The 24602-nt window shown below is 59.3% G+C and carries 17 protein-coding genes and 1 pseudogene; 5 read left to right on the top strand and 13 right to left on the bottom strand.

Going from position 1 to position 24602, the window contains the following annotated elements; translation table 11 throughout:
- From AC1RTP_RS06935 to AC1RTP_RS06905, 7 genes are all read right to left on the bottom strand, one after another.
- The coding region (locus tag AC1RTP_RS06935) for a VCBS domain-containing protein (RefSeq protein WP_498605824.1) at window positions 1-3272 on the bottom strand (3272 nt) is incomplete at its 3' end.
- Window positions 3273-3491: 219 nt separating this feature from the next.
- Entirely contained in the window at window positions 3492-5333 is a 1842-nt protein-coding gene (locus AC1RTP_RS06930; RefSeq protein ID WP_498605823.1) for a glycoside hydrolase family 35 protein, read from the bottom strand.
- A gap of 20 nt (window positions 5334-5353) precedes the next feature.
- Complete coding sequence (locus AC1RTP_RS06925) at window positions 5354-8341, bottom strand: outer membrane beta-barrel protein (RefSeq protein ID WP_498605822.1); 2988 nt, start codon at window positions 8339-8341, stop codon at window positions 5354-5356.
- Between the two features lie 209 nt (window positions 8342-8550).
- The gene (locus AC1RTP_RS06920) at window positions 8551-9258 is read right to left on the bottom strand and encodes a YoaK family protein (RefSeq protein WP_498605821.1); all 708 of its coding nucleotides are present in this window, start codon (window positions 9256-9258) and stop codon (window positions 8551-8553) included.
- Between the two features lie 125 nt (window positions 9259-9383).
- The gene (locus tag AC1RTP_RS06915; protein ID WP_498605820.1) at window positions 9384-10088 is read right to left on the bottom strand and encodes a hydrolase; all 705 of its coding nucleotides are present in this window, start codon (window positions 10086-10088) and stop codon (window positions 9384-9386) included.
- A gap of 96 nt (window positions 10089-10184) precedes the next feature.
- On the bottom strand, window positions 10185-10685 hold the full coding sequence (locus AC1RTP_RS06910) for a hemerythrin domain-containing protein (RefSeq protein ID WP_498605819.1): 501 nt from the start codon (window positions 10683-10685) through the stop codon (window positions 10185-10187).
- Window positions 10686-10764: 79 nt separating this feature from the next.
- Window positions 10765-11604, bottom strand: coding sequence for a MipA/OmpV family protein (locus AC1RTP_RS06905; RefSeq protein ID WP_498605818.1), 840 nt, complete (start codon window positions 11602-11604; stop codon window positions 10765-10767).
- Between the two features lie 91 nt (window positions 11605-11695).
- Here AC1RTP_RS06905 and AC1RTP_RS06900 point away from each other — a divergent pair, with 91 nt between their 5' ends.
- A complete protein-coding gene (locus AC1RTP_RS06900) occupies window positions 11696-12385 on the top strand; it encodes a hypothetical protein (RefSeq protein WP_498605817.1) in 690 nt (229 codons plus the stop codon).
- Between the two features lie 15 nt (window positions 12386-12400).
- Here the strand turns inward: AC1RTP_RS06900 and AC1RTP_RS06895 are convergent, their stop codons facing one another.
- Window positions 12401-15019 (bottom strand): M1 family metallopeptidase, encoded by a 2619-nt coding sequence (locus AC1RTP_RS06895; protein ID WP_498605816.1) that lies wholly within the window; start codon window positions 15017-15019, stop codon window positions 12401-12403.
- A gap of 218 nt (window positions 15020-15237) precedes the next feature.
- Here AC1RTP_RS06895 and AC1RTP_RS06890 point away from each other — a divergent pair.
- From AC1RTP_RS06890 to gudD, 4 genes and pseudogenes are all read left to right on the top strand, one after another.
- Window positions 15238-15465, top strand: a pseudogene (locus AC1RTP_RS06890) (porin); the annotation flags it as partial.
- A gap of 79 nt (window positions 15466-15544) precedes the next feature.
- Complete coding sequence (locus AC1RTP_RS06885) at window positions 15545-15769, top strand: porin (RefSeq protein ID WP_498605815.1); 225 nt, start codon at window positions 15545-15547, stop codon at window positions 15767-15769.
- A 5-nt stretch (window positions 15770-15774) separates the two neighbouring features.
- Entirely contained in the window at window positions 15775-17166 is a 1392-nt protein-coding gene (locus AC1RTP_RS06880; protein WP_498605814.1) for an MFS transporter, read from the top strand.
- A gap of 9 nt (window positions 17167-17175) precedes the next feature.
- A complete protein-coding gene (gudD, locus tag AC1RTP_RS06875; protein WP_498605813.1) occupies window positions 17176-18516 on the top strand; it encodes a glucarate dehydratase in 1341 nt (446 codons plus the stop codon).
- 6 nt (window positions 18517-18522) lie between these two features.
- Here the strand turns inward: gudD and AC1RTP_RS06870 are convergent, their stop codons facing one another.
- Genes AC1RTP_RS06870 through AC1RTP_RS06850 form a run of 5 tightly spaced genes read right to left on the bottom strand, consistent with a single transcriptional unit; the run spans window position 18523 to window position 24457 of the window.
- Window positions 18523-19410 (bottom strand): LysR substrate-binding domain-containing protein, encoded by an 888-nt coding sequence (locus AC1RTP_RS06870; RefSeq protein ID WP_498605812.1) that lies wholly within the window; start codon window positions 19408-19410, stop codon window positions 18523-18525.
- 46 nt (window positions 19411-19456) lie between these two features.
- Complete coding sequence (lpdA, locus tag AC1RTP_RS06865; RefSeq protein ID WP_498605811.1) at window positions 19457-20854, bottom strand: dihydrolipoyl dehydrogenase; 1398 nt, start codon at window positions 20852-20854, stop codon at window positions 19457-19459.
- 3 nt (window positions 20855-20857) lie between these two features.
- Entirely contained in the window at window positions 20858-22189 is a 1332-nt protein-coding gene (locus AC1RTP_RS06860; protein ID WP_498605810.1) for a dihydrolipoamide acetyltransferase family protein, read from the bottom strand.
- Between the two features lie 2 nt (window positions 22190-22191).
- Complete coding sequence (locus AC1RTP_RS06855; protein ID WP_498605845.1) at window positions 22192-23196, bottom strand: alpha-ketoacid dehydrogenase subunit beta; 1005 nt, start codon at window positions 23194-23196, stop codon at window positions 22192-22194.
- 28 nt (window positions 23197-23224) lie between these two features.
- The gene (locus tag AC1RTP_RS06850; RefSeq protein ID WP_498605809.1) at window positions 23225-24457 is read right to left on the bottom strand and encodes a 3-methyl-2-oxobutanoate dehydrogenase (2-methylpropanoyl-transferring) subunit alpha; all 1233 of its coding nucleotides are present in this window, start codon (window positions 24455-24457) and stop codon (window positions 23225-23227) included.
- Between the last annotated feature and the right edge of the window lie 145 nt (window positions 24458-24602).

Raw genomic sequence — 24602 nt, 5'->3', positions numbered from 1 at the left:
TCTTCGACTACCGAGCCGCTTTGTGCTTCGCTGGTGATGACGACGTCGTCATTGGTACCAGTGATCGTGATCACCACGTTTTGCGTCGCGGTCAAACCATGACCGTCGGCCACTGTCACAGCATAGGTCTCGGTAGTGCTTTCGCCGACGGCCAGGTAATTGGCTTTAGAGTCGTTCAGCGTATAAGTCCAGCTAACCTGGCCAGTAGCGGCACCGGCGACTTCCGAGACTGGTGTCAATGCGAAGGTGCCCAGTGCACCGGCGACGGGGACGAACGTCGCGGAGTGATCATCTTTCAGGTCGACATCAGAGAAGCTCACCGCGCCATTAGCCAGTTGAACGCTGTCTTCGACTACCGAGCCACTTTGTGCTTCGCTGGTGATGACGACGTCGTCATTGGTACCAGTGATCGTGATCACCACGTTTTGCGTAGCGGTTGAACCGTGACCGTCGGCCACTGTCACGGCATAGGTCTCGGTAGTGCTTTCGCCGACAGCCAGGTAATTGGCTTTCGAGTCGTTCAGCGTGTAAGTCCAGCTAACTTGGCCGTTGGCGGCGCCGGCTGCTTCCGAGACTGGTGTCAACGCGAAGGTGCCTAAAGCGCCGTTAACCGGAACGAACGACGCTGAGTGATCGTCTTTCAAGTCAACATCAGAGAAAGCAACTGAACCGCTGGCCTGCGAGACCGTATCTTCGACCACGGCGCCGCTTTGTGCTTCGCTGGTGATGAGGACGTCGTCATTAGTGCCAGTGATCGTGATCACCACGTTTTGCGTCGCGGTCGAACCATGGCCATCGGCCACAGTCACAGAATAGGTCTCGGTAGTGCTTTCGCCGACGGCCAGGTAATTGGCTTTCGAGTCGTTCAGCGTATAAGTCCAGCTAACTTGGCCATTTGCAGCACCTGCGGCTTCCGCCACCGACAGCAGCGAGAATGTTCCCAGTGCACCGGCGACGGGAACGAACGTTGCAGAGTGATCATCTTTCAGGTCAACATCCGAGAAAGCGACTGCGCCGCTGGCCTGCGAGACCGTATCTTCGACTACCGAGCCACTTTGTGCTTCGCTGGTGATGAGGGCATCGTCATTGGTACCAGTGATCGTGATCACCACGTTTTGCGTAGCGGTTGAACCGTGACCGTCGGCCACTGTCACGGCATAGGTCTCGGTAGTGCTTTCGCCGACAGCCAGGTAATTGGCTTTCGAGTCGTTCAGCGTGTAAGTCCAGCTAACTTGGCCATTTGCAGCACCGGCGGCTTCCGCCACCGGCAGCAGCGAGAATGTTCCCAGTGCACCGGCGACGGGAGCAAACGTCGCTGTGTGGTCGTCTTTCAGATCGACATCAGAGAAGCTCACCGCGCCATTAGCCAGTTGAACGCTGTCTTCGACTACCGAGCCGCTTTGTGCTTCGCTGGTGATGACGACGTCGTCATTGGTACCAGTGATCGTGATCACCACATTCTGTGTGGCGGTCGAACCATGACCGTCGGCCACAGTCACTGCATAGGTCTCGGTAGTGCTTTCGCCGATAGCCAGGTAATTGGCTTTCGAGTCGTTCAGCGTATAAGTCCAGCTAACTTGGCCATTTGCAGCACCTGCGGCTTCAGAGACTGGCAACAACGAGAAGGTGCCAACAGCGCCGGTGACAGATGCAAATGACGCCGTGTGGCCATCATTCAAGTCTACGTCAGTGAAGTTGATCGTCCCGTTGGCCTGCTGCACGCTATCTTCGACTACGGCCCCGCTTTGCGGTCCACTGGTGATGAGGACTTTGTCGTTGGTGCCAGTGATCGTAAAGCTCGCGGATGCCGATACGGTCAGCGTGCCATCGGAGACTCCGTAATTGATGGTCAGAGTCCTAGTCTGCCCCACTGCTAAGTCCTGGAAGGCGGCATGTGACGGGTGAAGCACGAAGCTGTGCGTAGCTACTGAATAGGTGACGCCGTCCGGCAACATACTCGGCAGCCCAACGACCGACAACGTGGCGCCGTCATCGACATCGCTCGCGTTGGCTAACGCGTCGTATGCCACCTCCGCCGCATCTTCATTCACACTGCCAGAAACCGCGCCTGACACCACGGGCGCATCATTAGTACCTGTGATCGTAATTGTCTCGGTTTGCGCTACGGACGCGCCATGCACGTCCTTGATGTTGTACGAGACAACAATCTTAAGCTGCGCGCCTGCTGCAAGATGATCAAAGGCTTCATGCTTCGGGTCGACGGTCAAAATGTTTCCGTCGAGGCTAAGCCCTGTCGGTGGCGTGCCCAATGCTGCGCTGCCATTGACACTGTAGCTGACGTCCCACACTTGCAGCGTAGCGGTTTCGCCATGGTCCGCGTCGCTCGCGCCATCAAGTAGGTTGCGCGAATAAACCCAGTAGCCTTCCGCCGAGCCGGCGCTCAAGGCGCCAGTGACGATAGGCGCATCATTGCTGCCTTCGATATTGATGTTCACTACCTTGCTCGATCCGTCAGCGGCGCGCACCGTAAAGCTGTCGGTCAAGCGTTCACCAACAGCGAGTGACTGCACGTCGACATGTCCGTTATTCAGGGTGTAGGACCAGGCGCCATGCAGATCAACGGAATATGTACCGTAGTGTGCGGACGCGCCAGGCGCCACGACCTGGAACATGTCATCAGCGCCATTCAGGTCATCGGCATAGAGATCACCAGTCACGTTAGGCGTTCCTGGCAATGCATTGTTCGTGCCGCCAGCCTCCACCACGCGGCCGGCATCATTTCCGCTGATTAGCGCTGCAAGATAGTTGATGGCGTTATACGGTCCGCCTGCCGACTCCTGGACCGCGACGACCAGCCGCTCCATCATCTGCACCGTCAGAGTCGACGATCCAAACGTGAACGTAAAGTCGCTCGCCGAACCGTTCGAAACCTCACCCTGCGGATTGGTCTTTACGGACGCCAGAAACTCGACATACCGCTGCAGCTCGGCGCGCACTTTACAGTCTGTCCATTGCGTGCTGGTCAATTGGAGAACGACGGTATCGATGCCGGAACCGCCCGTGTAAACGTCCCTGGTTCCCGCAGCAGAATTCTCAATCACGTTGTAAATCAGGGTGTCATCGCCCGATCCACCATTGACCTGGTCACTCCCGCTGTCGCCATCAAGAATGTCGTTGCCGGCACCACCATTGATCGAGTCATTCCCGTCCCCGCCATTGACGGTGTCGTCACCATTGCCGCTGTTGATGGTGTCGTTCCCGGTCCCGCCGTTCAGGTAGTCGTTATCGTTGGATCCAGTAATGGTGCCCATATCCCACTCCTTATTATTCTAACAATATTAAATTCTTGTAAGTCAACCTGATTACTTTTGAGACTACTTTGTTAATCACTATCAATTTAGACCTCCAGCTCAGCCAATGAATGAGCACGATGTCCTTTTAAGGACAGGACTTTTGTCATGCTTGCCACACGGAATTGACAAAAAAAAGGCCCCTGAAAATCAGGGGCCTTCCTCTCAAAACAGAACTATTTATGGGGTATCGAACACAGGTTCAGCAAGCCCTTGCATGGTTGTCGTTGTCGGCGATTCTGTGGTGAAAACCAACACTTCATTGGCACCCTGCTTCAGCCACGATGCCGGCACATACAAGGTTTGCTGCGGGCCGATATGCCAGAAGCGCCCCAGGTGATGCCCGTTGACCCAAACCTGCCCCTTGCCCCAACCGCGCGTGTCGAGGAAGGTATCTACTGGCTTGTCCAGCGTCAGCGCTCCGCGCCAAAAGCCCGGCTGCGCCGCCTCGTTCGCATCTGCGAGCGGCAGGCGTTTCAGAGCCGCGCCATCCATCGGCAACGTGAACACGGTCCAGCCTTCCAGCTCATCCTTGTCCAGCTTCACTGCGCGGGTGATGCCCTTCCTGTCATCCACCAGCTTGCCGCCGAAACCAATGCGGCCCATTGCTTCCACCAGCAAGTCGAGCTGCGTGCCCGCTGGTAGATCGACGGACAGCGAATTTTCACCCCGACGGCGGTCCAGGCGGCCAATGACGCGCCCATCGGCCATTACCGTAGCCTGGTCGTGAAGTTCTTCCAGGATCAGCTTACCTTTCGCTGGCGCCTCCAGGCGTTTGCGATAGAGGATGTAGCCATAGTTCTGGCTAAATTCCTCCATGGCTCCAACCCAGCGCGATGAACGGCCCTTCGAAAGCTTGTCCAGCCCTGCCAGCAAACTGCCTGCAGGCTTCAGCGCAAACGGCGGAACTGCTTGCGGTTGCGGCGCGGCCGGCACTGTTGGCAGCGTCTCTTTCACGTGCTTGGCGATGACCTCGCGAATGAGTCGGTACTTTGCGGTCGGGCGGCCCGCCTCGTCCAGCGCGGCATCGTAGTCGTAGCTTGTGGTGTCGGGCTGGTAGGGATCAGAGCCGCCATAATTCGCACCAGCCAGCCAGCCGAAGCTGGTACCGCCATGGAACATGTACAGGTTGAACGAGACACCGTTCGACAACATCCAGTCCACGGTACGCGCCGCATCCTCCGGGCTCTGGGTATGGTGCTTTTCACCCCAGTGATCGAACCAGCCGGCCCAATATTCGCCGGCCATCCTGATGCCTTGCGGGCGCCAGGCGGCCAGCTCCTCGATTGATCCTTTGGCGTCATCCGCACCGCCGCCAAAATTGACGACTGCCGGCACGTCAGGTAGCGTGCCGCCTTCAAACAGCCGCGCGGCTCCGCCGTCGGACGTGAAGACCGGCGCATCCAGGCCCGCCGTACGCATTTGCGCGCGCACCGTCTGCATGTAACCATGGTCGCGGCCGAAGGAGCCGTACTCATTTTCCACCTGCAGCATCAGGATCGGACCACCGTGTGTGCTCTGCAAGTCCCCGACTTCTTGCGCCAGGCGCTTGAAGTAGCGGGCACTCGCCGCCAGGTAACGCGCATCCATCGACCGCACACGGAGCCCTGGTTCGCGCAGCAGCCATGCCGGGAAACCGCCAAAATCCACTTCAGCGCAAACATAGGGGCCGGGGCGCAGGACGACATTCAAGCCTTCCTCCGCGGCAGTCTTGACGAAAGTGCGCAAGTCATTCTGCCCCTTGAAGTCCCACTGGCCCGGCTCAGGCTCGTGCAGCGACCAGAATGCATAGGTGGTCACCGTATTTAAACCCATTGCCTTTGCCATGCGCAGCCGATCGCGCCAGGCAGCGCGCGGAATGCGCGGATAGTGCATCTCGCCGGACCGAATGACAAAAGGCTTTCCGTCCAATTTGAAGTGAGCGCCGTCGACGGCGAAATGTGGCTTGCTGGCCGCCATCGCTGGCATGCTGGTGATAGCCAGCGCCAGCAGGCTTGCTTGTATCGATTTCGAAAATTTCAAAGTAAAGACTCCGGCTAAAATCAACGGAAGGTATAACGCAGTGCGAACGAAGCTCTGCGCGGGGTTTGGTATTGGCTTGGGATGCCCCAGTTCACGTCTTGCACAATGGTGTTGTCTGCGTTCACGTCGGCGCTGTAAGTGTTGTAGCGGTCAGTGATGCCACGGCGGTTCGTGAGGTTCTGGATGCTCAGGTCAAAGCTCAACTTATTGTGCGCACCGATGTTCCAGTCATAACCGATGCCCATGTCGACCTGCCAGAAGAACGGCAGGCGGCCGCTGGTGCCGGCAGTCTTCACACCGACAGGATTGGTGCTCGCGTCGCAGTAATGGCCCCAGGATCCCCAGTTGTAGGAAACGCTGTCAACGTCCGGCTTCAGGCCGAAGCAGCTCATTGGTTCGCCACTGTGCATGCTAAGCACGCCACTGGTGCGCAAGCCGTTCTGGAAGTAGTAAGCTGCCGATGCAGTGAACGCGTGCCGGATATCGTTGGTCAGGTTGCCGCTGGCGCCTTGGGTGGTCTCAGGGAAGTCATAGACGCCCGATTGGCCGATATAGCCGGCAATACGGTTTTCCAGGTTTAGGAATCCGTTGTCGTTACCGAAGGAGCGCGCCCAGGTATAGCTCGCGTTCAGGTACCACGGTTCGGATGCGCTGCGCGAGTGGCTCGCGTCAAAGGTCAGGTGAATGTATTTGTGTTTCGGCTTCGGCAGGCCGAATTCAGCGGCCGGAATCGTCAATGACTCCAGTTTGCCATCGCCGTTGAAGTCGCGCGTCACCGTCACATCCTCGCCCGGATTCAGCTCAAAGCACTCGTAATCACTCGGATAATCTGGATAGCCGTGCGCATTGGCATACTTGGCGATGCCCTGGCCATAGCAGGTGGAATTGATCACGCGCTTCAGGTCTGCATAGCCAAAGTCGACCTGGCCCACCCAGTTGCGGCCGATCGCCTTCTGCATATAAAGCTGCAGCTCGTTCTGGTAAGGCGCCTTCAGGTTGGTGGTGGCTACCTGGTAGGCCTCCGGCGGCACGCCATTACGACCGGGCCCGGTATAGGTCGATCCAATCTGGGTCAGGCCCAGCGGCGCCTTGGTTGTCGGGTCGATGCCGCTGTAGCGGTACCACTTGCGCTGTTCGAGGTGGGATTCCGCCACGCCGAAGCTGAAGTTAGACGGCATGGACAACGAATAGCGGCCCAGATTTGCCCCAACCTTCAGGCTCGAATCTCCGTTCACGTCCCACGACACGCCAACGCGCGGCGACGTGGTCGGGAACGAGAACAGTGGACGCTCCAGCGCGTCCTTGTTCACGTACTTGTCGAAGCGCAGGCCGCCATACACCAGCACACCATCTGTCGCCTTCCAGTAATCCTCGATGTATGCCGCTTTATTAATCGACACCATGTTACCGAACTCGCGGTTGAAGTAGTAGCCCACATACTGCCCGCTAACCTGTTCGCCGTTTGCCAGTTGCACCGTGTTCGGGCGATCAAAGTAGGTGTACCAGCCGGCATTCGGCGTGTGCCAGTCCTGGCCCAGGAAGTGGCGGTAATACTCGGCACCGAAAACGATCTTGTGATTCGCCAGGTTCCAGGTCACGTCGCCCTTGAAACCGCGGCGCCAGTAATCGTCTGGCAGGAAGTTGGTGGTGCGGTCCTGGATGCCGATATTCGTCGTTTTCTGAGTCTGGCTGTTGTAAGAGTCAACGTATGGAATGTCCTCCGCACCATGGGCGCGGTCATTCAGCTGACCGAGGTAGCCGCCCATCAAACGAACTTCCAGGTTTTCCGTAAGGTTGCCGTGGTAGTTCGCGATAAGCATCCGCTCTTTAACCGGCGAGTTGGAGGCGGACGAAAAGGCGCCGACCTGGGTCGTGTAGTCAGACAGCAGGCGGTAAGTGTCGGTATGGTTCTTGGTCCAGCCGCGCGATCCGGTTACGTTCAGCGTGTGGTCGCTGTTGATGTTCCAGGTCAAGTTCAGCAGGATGTTCTTGTTGCTGGATTCCGAGATCGACTGGCGGTTCTGGCTGAAGCTGTAACTGCGCGTAGGCTGTCGGTCGCCCAGCAGCGCGAAGCCGAACAGTTTATCTGCGATCAGCGCACCGGACGTCCACAGATAGTGCGTGGCGCTCGCATCGGTATGGTTGTTGGATGTGTAGCGGTAATAGCCGCCCTGCCCATCACGGATATCTTTCTCGGCCGGCATCAGCTGGCTCGAAGTGGCCGGCGTGTAATACATCGAGTAGCCGGCCTGGAATCTATTGGAACCTTGGCGCACGGTCTGCGCCATGATGCCGCCAGTGGCGTTGGTCCACGAAGCGCCAAAACTGCCCGCCATTACCTGCGTGTCCTGGATCGCCTCGCGCGGCAAGCGATTCGCACCCAGCATAGTACGGTCATTGGTCGTGTCGAACTCGTTCAGGTAGTAGCGGTTCTCCGCTGGCGACGCGCCGCCCAGTTGCACCAGGCCGGTCGTGTTCTGGTCGTAACGCACATTGGAACGCAGTCGCGCGATCGATTCCACATTGGCAGCGCCGGAAATCGGCAGCGTATTGATCAGCTCACGGCTGTAGTGGCTGGACATCTCCGGGGTCGACACATCAATCGGGATCACCGTCGTATGCGCCGATTGGCCTGCCACGGTCACCGTGGCGATGTCCTTGCCGCCCTGGTTTTCCGCGGCGACTGCAACGACGGCCGCATCGCTATTCGGCTTTACGCTGACCTGGCGCTCGGCGATTACCTTGTCCCCCTGCTTGAGGATCACAGTGTAGAGCCCCGGGTTCAAGCCCGAAGTCTTATAGTGGCCTTGCGCGTCGGGCTGCAAGTCGCGTTTGAAGCCGGTCTGCTCGTTGGTGACAGTTACCTTGATTCTGTCGGCGCTCATGCCAGCCGGCACCGAGCCGTACAGGCCGCCGGTGATGGATTGCGCCTGCGCACAGTCCATCCCGGCAATGGCGGACATCAGGCTTAAAACTATTAAGGATTGTCGAACTGCTGATTTTTTCATTTGTAGTCTCCAGTCTTTCCTTTGATTTCGATTCCGTAAGGATTTCGTGTGACCACTGTAAGATTGGAAAGACAATAAATCTTTCCTTAGCTAAAATCGACATAACTGATGCGATTTTTGGCATAGCAAAACCTTTCGTTCGACAAAGCGAACGGTTTCACATCTTTCGTTTTGTAGTGAATTAGCGACAACAACACGTCGGAGCGTCGTCAGGCCTGCGCCTGTTTTTGGCTCACTTTGGCGCTCGGATGCAGCGTATAAAGGACGGTCACAAGCAACACCGCGCAGCCAGTCAGCCATAGCGGTGCGGCTAGTCCTACCGTGGAGACCATCGCCGCGCCAAGGGCTGCGCCGATAAACATCAGTACTACGGCAGCAAGGCGCCGCATCAATCTCGTGCTGGCGCCGCCGGCGATCATTGAGTCGGCCGCAATCCCCGTCAAGGTCAGCGTGAGGACCGTCGTTGTCAGGTCGGCGACGGATAGGCGGCGAACAGTGGCGTTTCTCAATCCCATGGCAACCGCCGTCATCACGATCATGAGATAGAGCTTGTTCGCCGGGGCGAGATTCTTGATATCGTAATCGGCTGCGATCATGGCGGAGGCAAAGAATAGCCCCGCCTCGAGACCCGCGATGGTCATCAGCCATCGTCCTCGTGGCGCGTCCTCCATGAGAGTGCCCAGGCGACCGGCTATCGCAGCGCCGGCCAAAAAGCCAGCCAACGCAGCCGCGCATCGAGGTGTCGAGAATCCGGGTGCGCCGCCCACCGCAAATCCCAGGAACACCACATTCCCCGTCATATTGGCGGTAAAGACTCGGCCCAGTCCAAGCACGCTCACTGCGTCGACCAGTCCTGTCGTTAAGGTCAGGGTGAACAACAACAGGACAAGCGGATCGCGGGGCGCTGCAGTGCTCATGGTGTCTTCCCTACTCACGCCATCCAGCACAATGCCCAGGCGCTTGCATGATCATGGCCAAGCAAGCTGCAACTGCTTGCGCACCCGCAGCCGGCCATGGCGTTCGTCATTCAATATTCTTCTGTCTAAGCGGAAGTCATTTTGGCGGGGTTTGGCCCGATACGCTCGCCATGCTGCACGCGTTCAGGAGCCTTGTGAACCATAGTGTAAGCGTAGTCCACACCCATGCCGTAAGCGCCGGAGTGCTCACGCACGATATTCATCACTGCGTCATAGGTCTCCTTTCGGGCCCAATCGCGCTGCCATTCCAGCATGACCTGCTGCCAGGTGACTGGAACCACACCTGCCTGCACCATACGATCCATGGCGTAATTGTGCGCATCGAGCGAAGTGCCGCCGGAGGCATCGGCCACCATGTAGATTTCGTAGTCGGTGTCATGCATGCACGAGAGGGCGAAGCCCATATTGCATACTTCCGTCCACAAACCCGAGACAACGACCTTCTTGCGCCCTTTCCCCGCATGGGCCGCCAGCGCATCGCGCACGTTCTGGTCGTCCCAGGAATTCATCGAGGAACGTTCAAGGATCCGGTGCTGGGGGAAAACGGCAAGCAACTCTGGGAAAGTCGGGCCGGAAAAGCCCTCGGTCTCGACCGTCGTGATCGTGGTTGGAATGCCAAAGGCCTTGGCAGCCTTGGCTAGGGCGACGACGTTATTTTTGAGGACCTGGCGGTCAACCGACTGAACGCCAAAGGCCATCTGCGGCTGCTGATCAATAAAGATGAGCTGGCAATTCAGTGGCGTCAGGACTTCCGTGTATTTGCTGGACATATGACCCTCCCTGGATGGTGGAACGCCGGGCGGCGATTCATCAGTCTATGCCCACCATCGCCTGTCGGGAAGGAAATATTTGCCCTTGACCTTTTGTTAGCGCCCAGCCCGCGCCTGGCGTGCCGCCCGCCCCCTCGCTGGCACGGGCATCTCGGCAGGAACGGAATCGACCTCCTCCTTCCTGGCTTCAATTTCGCGGCCCATGGTCTCCAGGTCGAGCCCGGCCTCGCGCGCTTTCGGGAACATTTCGCCCTCTTCTTCCTTCACGTGATGGTTCACATACTCTCCGAGCACTTTCACCTTGGCGTCGTACAGTTCATCATGGGAATCCATCTGGCTTATTTGCGAAATGAGGGCTTTTAACGACGCGTGCTCCACTGAAGCCTCGTCAAGCTGATCTTCGCTCTCCTTTGAAGCTTCCCGCAGTACCGGATAAAAGAGTTCTTCCTCTGCGGTCGCGTGCTTGGTCAGCTCGAGGCAGATGCGATCAGCGAGCTTTTTCTTACCGGCGAAAGCGCGGTCCCCCAAGCCCTCATACTCTTTGAACATCGCCTTAACGTTCGCATGATCCTGCTGGAGTAGCTTTAGTGCATCCATGACATTCTCCTCGAATTGAATTCGAAGTAAGGATGCCTCAAGCACTCACATTGAGTATGTGCGTCCTTTCACACCGGGCCTATTCCCATGCACGAGCAGTCGAGCGATATGCCGTCCAGGTGAACCCGACACCAAGCGAAAGGCCGCTGTTCTGGCGGAACAATGGACTGTCGCGGTTAGCGGCGTGGATGTAATTGTCATAGCGCGCAAAACCGAATAGTCGCCAATCTTTCGTCAGCCGGTGCGACAGGCTCGCACCGAAACGCGTCGCCATCAGACCGCCCTTCGCCTCATAGACCGGACGAGTGGCTGTCGCGTATTGCGGAGCTACCTCGTAAAAGTATTGGTTCAGGCGAGCGTTGCCGAATACCATCCCGACGTTGGCGTCGACCTGCCATTGCTGGTTACTGCTGGAGGTTTCAAAGACGACTCGCGGCTCGAACACCAGTCCTTGGCGCCGGAATCCATTCCCAAGTTCGAACGGCACACGCAGCGGCAGTTCCAGCCGTACACGTTCAGGCACCTTTGGATCGGACAGCAATATCTTCAGCCGCGGCCCAAACTCCAGCAGCGAATTCAGGTCCGGCATGCCGGAACGCGCGGCCACGTCGTCGGAACGGGACGGTAATGAAAGCGCAAATCCCAGATCCAGATCAACGCGCTCGGTGTCGAACAAGCGCGCGCTCACGCCGGAGCGGTCCGCACGCAGCACCTTGCCGCGATAGATAAACATCGGCAATACGAGGCCGCGAGTAGAGCGCTCCTCGGCGCCGGGATAAGCAGGCGTGGTGGCGGCGCCGCCAAAAAGGCCGACTTCCCATAAGGGCAAATCGGGATTCGGCGTTGGCGCCACTTGCTGGGCGCTCGCAGCCCCCATCACTGCCAACATCGCGATCCCGGCCCAAACTCGCTGCTGCATAGTGAATGCTCCAATACGGTAAAAGTGCCCCGGATGATACAGGCAAGTTTAATAATGGCAAAATGGCATTTTTTCGCGAGAACCAGACGCCATGAAACTCCTTGCCATCCTGCCCGTCCTGCTCATCCTTACGGCCTGCGGGAATAAAGCCGCGGCGCCGACGGGCGTTAGCAACACCATGAGCTGTGTCGCCGGCGGCCTCAAGCTTTCAGGCGCGGGCGATCCCGAGGTTGGCTTTGGCAGTTTCGGGATCCAGGGTCAGACCATCACCGGCTTTGGGCTGGGCCTGAATGTAGAGAATGCAGGCAAGGTGTACGAGATCTCGACCTCGGTAATGCCTTTGCCGATGCAGACGGGGACTTACCATTTCCCAGCTTTGGCAGAACCAGGCATGACGCTCGCTTCGTACAAGATCAAGACGTCGGACCGTGATTTGATCAAAGGCTATAACGGCGGCACCTATAGCCAGCAGTACTCGGCAATCGAAAACGATCCGGAGGCTAAGCTCAAAATCCAGGTTGACAAGATGATTGTTTCAGATGCGACGCAGCCGGGATTTAAGCACGTCCACGCCGTGGGTTCTTTTGAATTCAACGCCGCCGCCCTGCCCGCCTCCTCGCCGAGTGATGCATGCGTGAGCAATGGCGTGGCGCGTTCCCTGGAATCTGTGAAGGCCGGCAAGCGGCTGCTGCCGCTCTTTGATGCCGCCGTGTGCGGCGCAGAAAAGACACACGTCCGCTGCGACTTTGATGTCGCAGCGGACCTGGTCAAACAACAATAGTACGAAGAGGCGGTATTACTTCATGCCATCGAGGGCTGGGGCAATCTGCGATACCAGCAACGCGCGCTGTTTGGCGCGTACACGGATGCCGTTGCCGATGCGTTTTGCGTCAACCAGGGCGTCGGCGGAGAAGTGCTCCTTGACGTAGGCTTCCATCTTGTCGGCATCAGCCGCGTCGACCGAACCGGCTACGATGGCTGGATACATGCGGTTGCCCGTCATCGCGTCCTGGTTCTTCAGCAACGCATCGCGGTGTTCGACTGCGAAGCTCCAGGCCTGGTCGACGTGTTCCGCGGCGGCTACGCTCGGAATAACCATGCTGGTCAACTGGATCGGCAGTTCGGGCGACAGTGCGATCTGCAGCGTGCGCTCGGACAGTTTAGGATCGATCGCCATCGCCAGCGAGCGTGCGAAGCGATTACGCTCTTCCACAGACTGCGCTTTCAGGGCCAGGCCCTTCAGTGCGTCGTAGGTCTGCTCGTCCGCATAGCGACCCACCACGGACATCACGAAGCCCAGCGAGGATGGCGGCAGGCTGCTTGGATCGGCCAGATAGCGCTGGAAACGCACGCGTGCTTCGGCGATGACCTTCTCGTCGCCGGTGCGGGCCAGAACGCCAGCTAGCGCGGTACGCAGCTGGCGGTCTTCAACATCCTCACCCGGTTTTTCTTCCCAACCCAGCGACTGGAACTTCGGCAGGACCAGTGCAGCGATGTAGCGGCCCAGCTTTTCGCGCTCCGGCGTGCCTTGTGCCAGGTTGTACAGGTTGCCCAGGTTATTCAGCAAGGCGCCCCACACAGCCAGACGCTGCTCACCCTTGAACTGGCTCGCCAGGGTCAGGTAGCGCGCCAGCGGAATGCGTTCACTCACGACCATCGCCCAGGCATCGCCCAGCAGTTTGACGCGGCTGGCGTCCGGAAGCTTGGTGGCCATTGCGGCCAGCGCATTGAAGCTGGCGTCGTCATACTGCACGCGGTAGTAGCCCACGCTTTCCGGATCGACAATCAGTTGGCCATCGCAGCCCGGGCGGGTCACGGTAGTCGTGGCGCCGGACATCATCGTGTATTCGGCCTTGCCGCCGACGGTGCCGATAGCAACGGGGATATGCCACAGGCGCTGCGGCACAGGGCTGCCATCCAATACGAAAGGCTGCTGCGTCAGGGTGATCTTGCGCTGGCCCTTTTCGCAGCTCTGCGCAACTTTCACCACCGGCACGCCGGCCTGGGTGGTCCAGTCCGAGGCCAGAGTGGCGACAGGTTTGCCGGAGGCTTTTTCCAACGCTGCCCACAGGTCGGCCGTGGTGGTGTTGGAGTATTTATGCTTGGCCATATAGGCCTGGATGCCTTTGCGGAAGGCGTCCTCGCCCAGGTAGGCTTCGAGCATGTGCAGGAAGGCCTGGCCTTTGCCGTAGGTGATGGCGTCGAACACGCTATTGGCCTGCTCTTCGTTCTCGACCTTGGTCTGGATCGGGTGTGTGGTAGCGCGCGCGTCAAGGTTCATCACGCCTTCGCGATCGACCATTGCGCCGAGCTGGACGCGCCATTCCGGGTGGAAGTGGGCGGTGGACTTGGCGGCCATCCAGGAGGCAAAGCCTTCGTTCAGCCAGAGGTTGTCCCACCACGCCATGGTGACCAGGTTGCCGAACCATTGGTGGGCCATTTCGTGCGCGGTGACGGAATAAACAGTTTGCTTGGTGCTGTCAGGATTGCGCTTCGCGTCGTACAGCAAGGTAGCTTCGTTGTAGACGATGCCGCCCCAGTTTTCCATCGCACCGTTCATGCCCGGGATAGCGATCTGGTCCAGCTTGGCAAGCGGGTATGGCTGACCGAAGTAGTTGTTGTAGTAGTGCAGGAGCTCCTTGGAAGCATCCAACGCGAACTGGGTCGAGCCCTCTTTGCCGATGGTCGAGACCACGCCGATTTCCACGCCATCTTGCGTGGCGACGTTGCGCGCCATCTCGCCGGCGACCAGCACCAGCAGGTAGCTAGGCATCTTCGGCGTCACAGCGAAGGACACGCGCTGCAGGCCGTTCGGCAGGTTTTCCTGCTTTTCGGCTGGCGTGTTCGAGAAGGCCTTGAAGCTGGCCGGCACATCAACCGTCAGCTTGAATTTGGCGCGGAAGGACGGCTCGTCCCAGGTCGGCAGCAGGCGGCGTGCGTCGGTTGGCTCCATGGTGGTCGCCAGCAGTGATTTGTCGTCCGCGCCATTCTTGTATTTCAGGTAGAACAGGCCACGCGGTTCGCGATTCACTACGCCGCTGAATTTGAGCGCCAGCGTGTACTTGCCCGGCGCCAGCGGCTTGGCCAGTTTGAAACTGAGGGTCTGGGCTTCCTTGTCCAGCTTCGGCTCCAGCTTGGTTTCAGCCAGGCCCTTACCGCTCAGGGATGCCGCCTCGATTTCCATGTTCAAGGCATTGAGCATGATGCTCGACGTAGCCTTCTTTACCTCGATTTCGACCGTTTCCGTGCCGCTGAAAGTGTTATTCGCTACATGCGGTATCAGGTGCGCCGTGTACTGGAGCGGGATCACATCCTTGGGCAGCTTGCCTGGAGTGGCGGCAAAGTTGAACGGGGTTTCAGCCTGGGCGCCCACGGCGGCCAGCGACAAGGCGAGTGCGGTCAGGGGAAGTCTCATGGATTCTCTCTTTTCGAATGGCTCGGATTGGCCAGCGAGCATTGTAAGAACGCTATGAGTTTCCTGGCTGGCAATTGCGACAAACGGTCAATTTTCGGAGGCGAAATGCCAAAAATGCTACCTCAACCGTAGATGGCTATTGGCCCTCCACTGCCATTGATTCAATTTGTGAATTAATGAATCCAGTCTTTGGTTTGATGCGGTATTGATCCAGTCATATGATCAATGCACAACAACATCGAAACAACTTCGAAATAATGGAGACATCAATGAAGAAAACAGCAGCCATCCTGTTGGCCGTTGGCAGCGCAGCGGCACATGCACAATCCTCGGTCAATATTTACGGCATCGTCGATGCAGGTATCGTCGGCGAACGTGGCGGCGCTAGCGGCAACGTCACCAAACTCACCAGCGGCGCATCCTCGGCTTCCCGCATCGGCTTCCGCGGCACTGAGGACTTGGGCAGCGGCCTGTCCGCCTATTTCACCCTCGAAGCTGGGTTTCAGTGCGCCACTAGGTGCAGGCATGCTTCTGTTCTCGGCCATGCACAAGGACGACAGGACCAGTTTCAACCAGGACGGAGATTCCTGGGGCATTGGCTACGTCTACGCGCTTTCGAAGCGCAGCAACCTGTATGCAGCATATGCCCATATCAACAACCAAAACGGCGCGGGCTACACGGTGGCCAATAACACAGAGTCAGGCAGCGGCAATACCGGCTACAACCTCGGCATTCGCCACACCTTCTGACGACTATGCGACCATATCAACGACAACCGGAGACACCCGTGGAACAAGCACCAACTGTCAATGCTGTCAGCGCTGCCAAGGCCCAGACCCGTACGCGCTGGATGATCCTCGCGATGCTGTTCGCGATCACCACGATTAACTATGCCGACCGTGCGACGATTTCCATCGCCGGCCCCGAAATCAAGAAGGAGCTTGGCCTTTCAGCAGTCCAGATGGGCTTTATCTTCTCGGCATTCGCCTGGTCCTATGTCCTCGCCCAATTGCCGGGCGGCTGGCTGCTTGACCGCTTCGGCTCCAAAATCACCTATTTCTTCAGCATCTTCCTGTGGTCGACCTTCACCCTGTTCACCGGCGCGGCGGGCTTTGTGACCGGCGGTGCCGCGGTGGCGGTGCTATTCACCTTGCGCATGCTGGTCGGGGCAGCGGAAGCGCCCTCCTTCCCAGGCAACAGCCGGATTGCCTCGGCTTGGTTTCCCACCCATGAACGCGGCCTGGCCGCGGCGGTATTCAATTCGGCGCAGTACTTCGCAACCGTGCTGTTTGCGCCGATCATGGGCTGGCTTGTGCACAGCTTTGGCTGGCATAGCGTGTTTTATGTGATGGGGTCACTCGGTATCGTGATGGCCTTCGTCTGGCTGAAAACCATTTACGGCCCCAAGGACCACCCCAGTATCAGCAGCGCTGAACTGCGCTACATCCAGGAAGGCGGCGCCCTGGTCGATGCCGAAAGCACTGCGCGCACCAAGCAACCGGCACAGGTCAACACCGTCGCCTGCATCAAGGAGCTGCTATCCAACCGCATGCTGCTCGGGATTTATATCGGCCAGTACTGCATTACGACGCTGACCTACTTCTTCCTTACCTGGTTCCCCGTCTACCTGGTGCAGGAGCGCCACATGACGATCCTGAAGGCTGGTTTTGTCGCCTCGCTGCCTGCCATCGCCGGCTTCCTCGGCGGCATATTCGGCGGCTGGCTGTCGGACCGCCTGGCAAAGGCCGGATATTCGCTGTCGGTGTCGCGCAAAGTGCCGATCGTCTTCGGCATGCTGATGTCGATGAGCATGATCGCCTGCAATTACATCGCCACCGACACGCTGGTTATCGCCGTCATGTCCCTGGCCTTCTTCGGCAAAGGTGTCGGGGCGCTGGGCTGGGCCGTCGTCTCAGACACATCGCCGAAAGAGGCTGGCGGCCTCAGTGGCGCCCTGTTCAACACCTTCGGCAACACCGCCGGCATCACGACCCCAATCGTGATTGGCTACATCGTTGATGCTACCGGGTCCTTCTCCGGCGCACTTATCTACGTTGGCGCCAATGCCGCACTGGCGATTGCCTGCTACCTGTTCGTTGTCGGCGACATCAAACGCGTCAATCTCGTTAAATCACTCACCAAATAATTCGGAATCATGAATACCTCCTTTACCAACGCCCCTATCGTCACCGAACTGCGCGTAGTTCCTGTGGCTGGCCAAGACTCCATGCTGTTGAACCTGAGCGGCGCCCACAGCCCCTGGTTCACCCGCAACATCGTCATCCTGAAAGACAGCTCCGGCAACACCGGCCTGGGCGAAGTGCCGGGCGGCGAAAAGATCCGCCAGACCATCGAGGATGCGCGTGCCCTCATCGTCGGCAAGACGCTCGGCGAATACAACAACGTCCTGAACTCGATGCGCATCGCATTCGCCGACCGGGATACCGGCGGCCGAGGCAACCAGACCTTCGACCTGCGCACCACCATTCACGCGGTGACTGCGGTCGAATCGGCAATGCTTGACCTGCTGGGCCAGTTCCTGAACGTTCCTGTTGCCGCCCTGCTGGGCGAAGGCATCCAGCGCAACGCAGTTGAAATGCTGGGCTACCTTTTCTACGTCGGCGACCGCAAGAAGACTAACCTGGCCTACCGCAGCGAACCCGATGCTGGCGACGCCTGGTTCCGAGTCCGCAACGAAGAAACCTTGACGTCAGAGGCGGTAGTGCGCCTGTGTGAAGCCGCACGTGAGCGCTACGGATTCAACGACTTCAAATTGAAGGGTGGCGTACTCTCCGCCAACGAAGAAATGGAGGCTATCGTCGCAATGCACGAGCGCTTCCCGCAGGCACGGATCACGCTCGATCCAAACGGCGCCTGGTCACTCAAGGAAGCCGTGCGCGTCTGCCGCGACAAGCATGGCATCCTCGCCTATGCAGAAGACCCATGCGGCGCAGAAAGCGGTTTCTCCGGCCGCGAGGTGATGGCCGAATTCCGCCGCGCTACCGGCCTGCCAACCGCCACCAATATGATCGCCACCGACTTCAGGCAAATGGCGCATTCGATCCAGCTGCAATCCGTCGACATCCCCCTGGCCGACCCGCACTTCTGGACCATGCAAGGCTCCGTCCGCGTGGCGCAGCTGTGCCAGATGTTTGACCTGACCTGGGGCTCGCATTCAAACAACCACTTCGACATTTCGCTGGCAATGTTCACCCACGTTGGCGCCGCCGCGCCGGGCAAGGTCACAGCCATCGACACCCACTGGATCTGGCAGGACGGCCAGCGCATCACCATGGAGCCATTGAAAATCCAGGGCGGCATGGTGCACCTGCCGAACAAACCTGGGCTGGGCATCGAGCTGGATGAAGTGGAATTGGAGAAAGCGCACCAGGCTTACAAGAACCTGGGACTGGGCGCGCGCGATGATGCCGCCGCGATGCAGTTTCTGGTACCGGATTGGAAATTCGACAACAAGCGCCCTTGCCTCGTGCGTTAAACCAATTCAGCGGGCGCCGGGAAAAGTCGGCAGGATCTCTTTGATGAACAATTGAAGGATCGGGTTGTCATTATCGCGCCGGTAAGTGCAGACCGTACTTACCGGCTCTGTCGCCATCCTGCGCAGCACAACACCATCGAACTGCAGGCGCGCGCAAGCCTCTGAAACCAGCGCCGCGCCAATGCCGGCGCTGACCAGGGCCAACATGGTGTGCACCTGCCCGATATGCTCCACAACGTCGGGCACGACACCTTCACGCTCGAAGCGCCCAGTCAGCATCTGGTAGAAAGGACGCGCTTCATGCGGCGAGTACATGATGAAGTGGCGGCGATGCAGGCACGCCAATGTCGGCGCCTCAGGCCAGCTGTCCGCTTCGTTCGCGGGAATCGCCAGTAGCAATCCTTCTTCCGCAATCGGCAGGCTAACCAATTCACCATGCAGGGCCAATGGCCGCATCAAGGCCATATCCAGTTGACCTGCATCGAGCAACTCCACCTGGGCGGTGCTCACCAGCTCTTTCAATGACAATGCAAGTTCCGGGGTGCGCTCGCGCAAGCGCCGCACCACCTCGGGCAACAGTGTGTAGCCGGATGCCGAAGTGAAGCCGATCGCCAGGCTCCCCTGCTCCCCCTTCGCCACCCGACGCGCCATCAGCCCTGCTTCGTCGGCCAAGCGGATGATCCGCACCGCTTCCGGCAGGAAGGCTTTTCCAGCAGCCGTCATGCGCACCACACGGCTGCTGCGGTCCAGCAGTTGCACGCCAAGGCTATGTTCAAGCAGCTGGATTTGCCGGCTCAATGGCGGCTGCGTCATATTCAAGCGTTCGGCGGCGCGACTGAAATGAAGCTCCTCAGCGACGGCAATAAAACAGCGAAGTTGGCTAATCTCAAACATCCGGCCATTTTAATACCGCCGTGCCCCCGTTGGGCATACCTGGCCTTCAAATATGCAGCGCGTGGCCCAATGCGCGCAGCGCGGCTTCCTGAATCGCCTCACCAAGAGTCGGGTGGGCGTGGATCGTACCGCCGACATCTTCCAGCGTTGCACCCATTTCGATGGACTGGGCGAAAGCGGCGGACAGCTCTGACACCGCTTTGCCGACCGCCTGCCAGCCGACGATCAGGTGATTGTCGCGGCGAGCTACCACCCGCACGAAACCGTCCTTCGATTCAAGCGACATGGCCCGCCCGTTGGCGGCGAATGGGAACATGGCCTCGATGCAATCGATGCCTTGGGCGCGCGCGAACTGCGGCGTGGCGCCGACTACCACCACTTCCGGATCGGTAAAGCATACCGCCGCAATGGCTGCGGGGCTGAAGTGGCGGCGCTTGCCGCCGATGATCTCGGCCACCATCTCGCCTTGCGCCATCGCGCGGTGCGCCAGCATTGGCTCGCCGGTGACGTCGCCGATGGCCCATACATCGCGCATGGAGGTGCGGCACTGGTCGTCGACCTTGATGAAGTGGCCGTCCATGTCGATGCGCAGCTTTTCAAGGCCGAAGCCGCGCGTGCTTGGACGACGGCCCACTGCGACGAGCACCTGGTCCGCTGCCAGGGCCGACTCTTCGCCAGCGCCATTACGGATGCGTACAGCTGCCCCCTTTTCGTCCAGGCCGAGGACCGAGCAGCCAAGGTGGGTTTCGACGCCCAGGCTCTTCAAAGCGTTGGCCACCGGGCGGGTCAGCTCCGTGTCATATGCTGGCAGCACGCGATCTTGCGCCTCCACCACGTGCACCTGTGCGCCCAGTTTGGCATAGGTTATTCCCAGCTCGAGGCCGATATATCCGGCGCCAACGACCACCATCTTGCCCGGGACGGTCTTGGGCGACAGCGCTTCCGTAGCGCTGATCACCTTTCCACCGAACGGCATGAAGGGCAATTCGGTGGCGTGCGAACCGGTGGCCAGCAGCAAATGCTCGCAGCCGATGCGCTGTGGGCTTTCGCCGTCGCGGATCACTTCGACGGTCTTGCCATCGACGATATTGGCCCAGCCCTTGACGACGCGCACGCCACTTTTCTTCAGTAGCGCCGCTACACCGCCGGTCAGGCGTCCGACGATGCCGTCCTTCCACAGCACCGTCTGGCCGATGTCGATGCGCGGCGCCTGCACCGAAATGCCAAGCGCCGAACCGCTGGCGAAATGGCTGGCCTTTTCAAATTCTTCCGCCGCGTGGATCAGCGCCTTGGACGGAATGCAGCCGACATTAAGGCAAGTGCCGCCTAGCTCTCCCGCTTCGATGAGAGTGGTTGGAATGCCAAGCTGGCCGGCGCGGATAGCCGCGATATAGCCGCCAGGACCGCCGCCGATTACCAGCAGCGTAGTTGTGTGTTGGTTCATCGGTTACTCCACAAATAGCATGGCTGGGCATTCGAGCAAGGCGCGAATGGCTTGCACAAACTGGGCGGCGTCCATGCCGTCGACAACGCGATGGTCGAACGAGGACGACAAGTTCATCATCTTGCGAATGACCACCGCACCGTTGCGCACCATAGGCCGCTCCACGATCTTGTTGACGCCGATGATGGCGACTTCCGGATGGTTGATCACTGGCGTGGTGACGATCCCGCCCAATGGGCCCAGGCTGGAAATGGTGATCGTGGAACCCGACAACTCATCGCGTGTGGCTTTGCCCGTGCGCGCTGCGTCGGCAAGGCGGCCGATCTCCGCAGCGCTGGACCACAGGTCGCGTGCCTCGGCATGGCGCAAAACTGACACCATCAAGCCGGAGTCGGTCTGGGTCGCGACACCGAGATGAACGGCGCCATATTGCGTCACGACGCCGGCATCGTCATCGAAGCGCGCATTCATTTGCGGGAACTGGCGCAGCGCAACCACCGTGGCGCGTACCAGCAAAGGCAGCACGGTTAGCTTGCCGCGCTCCTTGCCCCACTGCTCATTCATGCGGACACGCAGGTTCTCAAGCTCGGTAACGTCAACCTCCTCGACATACGAGAAGTGCGGGATGCGGCGCTTTGCTTCCTGCATCTTCTGCGCGATCTTACGGCGCAGGCCGATCAGGGGAATGGTTTGCTCGCTGTGGACCTCGCGGTAGCCGCCCAGTGCAGCTGAAGGGGCGCCCTGTACGCCCCGAGCAACGTAGGCATCCAGGTCGGATTGCAGGATGCGGCCGGCTGGGCCGCTGCCATGTACGTACTGGAGCTCAACGCCCATGTCCCATGCACGCTTGCGCACCACAGGCGACGCCAGCGGACGTTCGCCCAGCTCCCGCGCCACGCGGGAGGACGCAGGCGCGCTCGCGTGTGCCGCGTGACCCGACGGCGTTCCCGCTACCGGCGTTGCGGAAGGCTTGCTGGACGCTGGCGCGGCTGCCGCAGCGGCAGGAGCCGGAGCCGGAGCCGGGGCCTGCGCCGCAGGCTTGGCCGGTGCGGCCGCCGCAGCGGAAGCGGCCTGCGGCTTCAGGTTCCCCGCCCCCTCCACTTCAATATGAATCAGATCCGCCCCAACAGCCATTACCTGGCCGGCAGCGCAGCCAAGCATGGCCACGGTGCCATGTACCGGCGATGGAATCTCAATGGTGGCCTTGTCGGTCATGACGTCCGCCAGGATCATATCCTCGCTGACTGCATCGCCCACTTTGACATGCCACATGACCAGTTCAACTTCTGCGATGCCCTCGCCAATATCAGGCATCTTGATGACGTGAATACCCATCCTTATGCCTCCACCGTACGTTTGAACGCCGCGCCAACGCGCGCCGGCCCAGGGAAATACGCCCATTCCTGCGCGTGCGGATAGGGAGTATCCCAGCCCGTCACACGCTCAATTGGCGCTTCCAGATGGTAGAAGCAATGTTCCTGCACCAGCGACACCAGTTCCGCGCCGAAGCCGCAAGTGCGCGTCGCCTCATGCACCACCACGCAGCGGCCAGTCTTCTTGACCGACTCCACGATGGTGTCCAGGTCCAGCGGCCACAGGCTGCGCAAGTCGATGATTTCAGCGTCGATTCCCGTCTCGCGCGCCGCCGCCTCGCATACCCACACCATGGTGCCGTAAGCCAGCACGGTAAGCTGCTTACCCGGCCTGAAGATCGCCGCCTTATCCAGCGGCACAGTGTAGTAACCCTCCGGCACTTCACCCAAGGGATTTTGCGACCAAGGCACGACTGGTTTATCGTGGTGTCCATCAAACGGCCCGTTGTACAGGCGCTTTGGTTCAAGGAAGATCACCGGATCGTCGCACTCGATCGACGAAATCAGCAGCCCCTTGGCGTCGTAAGGATTCGATGGCATTACGGTGCGCAAACCGCAGACGTGGGCGAACACCGCCTCTGGACTCTGGCTGTGTGTCTGCCCGCCGTAAATACCGCCACCGCAAGGAGTACGAATGGTGATCGGCGCGGTAAAATCGCCCGCCGAACGGTAACGCAAGCGCGCCGCCTCGGACACGATCTGGTCATACGCCGGATAAATGTAATCGGCAAACTGAATCTCGATGCACGGCCGCAGGCCATACGCACCCATGCCAATTGCCACGCCGACAATACCGCCTTCCGAAATCGGCGTATCGAAGACGCGGGATTTCCCGTACTTCTTTTGCAGGCCCTCGGTGCAGCGGAACACGCCGCCGAAGTAGCCTACGTCCTGGCCGAAGACCACGACGTTTTCATCCTTCTCCATTACCACATCCATCGCCGAACGCAGCGCCTGGATCATGGTCATGGAGGTTTTCACATTGTTTTCCGCCATATCAGATCCCCAGTTGCTGACGTTGTACGCGCAAATGTTCCGGCAGCTCTTTATAGATGCCATCGAACATTTCGGCTGGACTGAAGGTATGGCCGCTGGCCATGGTGCCGTATTGTTCGGCCTCCTTCTGCGCGGCCAACACCTCCGCTTCCAGGCGCTTTTGCGTTTCCTCGTGTTCCGCTTCGGACCACGCGCCGGCTTTGATCAGATACTGCTTCAGGCGCGCGATCGGATCGCCCAATGGGAAATGCGTCCAGTCATCGCCAGGACGGTACTTCGATGGGTCATCCGATGTCGAATGCGGGCCCGCGCGGTAGGTTACCCATTCGATCAGGCATGGCCCGAGATTGCGGCGTGCCCGTTCGGCGGCCCATTGCGATGCCGCGTACACGGCCAGGAAGTCATTGCCATCAACACGCAGCGAAGCGATGCCGCAACCGACGCCGCGCGCTGCAAAGGTAGTGTCCTCGCCACCGGCGATCGCCTGGAAAGTCGAGATGGCCCACTGGTTGTTGACCACGTTGAGGATGACAGGCGCGCGATACACGTGGGCGAAAGTAAGAGCGGTATCGAAATCCGCCTCCGCCGTGGCGCCGTCGCCGATCCATGCCGAAGCAATCTTGGTATCGCCTTTAATCGCAGACGCCATGCCCCAGCCGACGGCCTGGATGTATTGCGTCGCCAGGTTGCCGGAGATCGAGAAGAAACCTGCCTTCTTCACCGAATACATGACAGGCAGTTGACGGCCCTTGAGTGGATCACGTTCGTTCGACATCAGCTGGCAGATCATATCCACCATCGGATAGTCGCGCACAACAAGAATGCTTTGCTGACGATAGGTCGGGAAGCACATGTCGTCCACATTCAGTGCAAGCGCCTGCGCGGTGCCGATAGCCTCCTCGCCAAGGCTCTGCATGTAGAACGACATTTTCTTTTGGCGCTGGGCCATCAGCATGCGGCTATCGAAGATGCGCGTCTTCATCATGGCCCGCAGGCCTTTGCGCACAGTTTCGATATCAATTTGCGGTACCCAAGGTCCGACGGCATTACCCTCGGCATCGATCACGCTGATCAGGGAGTACGCGAGATCGCGCGTATCCATTGGCGCCACATCGACCTCGGGCCGCCGCACGGCGCCCGCCGGTGACAGGCGGAGATAGGAAAAATCAGTTGCACAACCTGGACGCCCCGTAGGTTCGGGCACGTGCAGGCGAAGTGGTTCGCCCTTGCTCATTCAGATTCCTTCAATTGCGATGGTGACGCAGGATCAATCCTGGCGAGCTTAAAGCGGGTAGCTGCGGCATGCCAGGACTTTGGAACCGCCCGCTGCGGATGGCAAAACGGGCACGAAAAAACATTTCCTCGAAAGCAACGCTAGC

The sequence above is a fragment of the Pseudoduganella sp. GW821-FHT11H04 genome (assembly GCF_058807935.1).
This window is presented reverse-complemented; position numbering and strand designations above follow the sequence as displayed.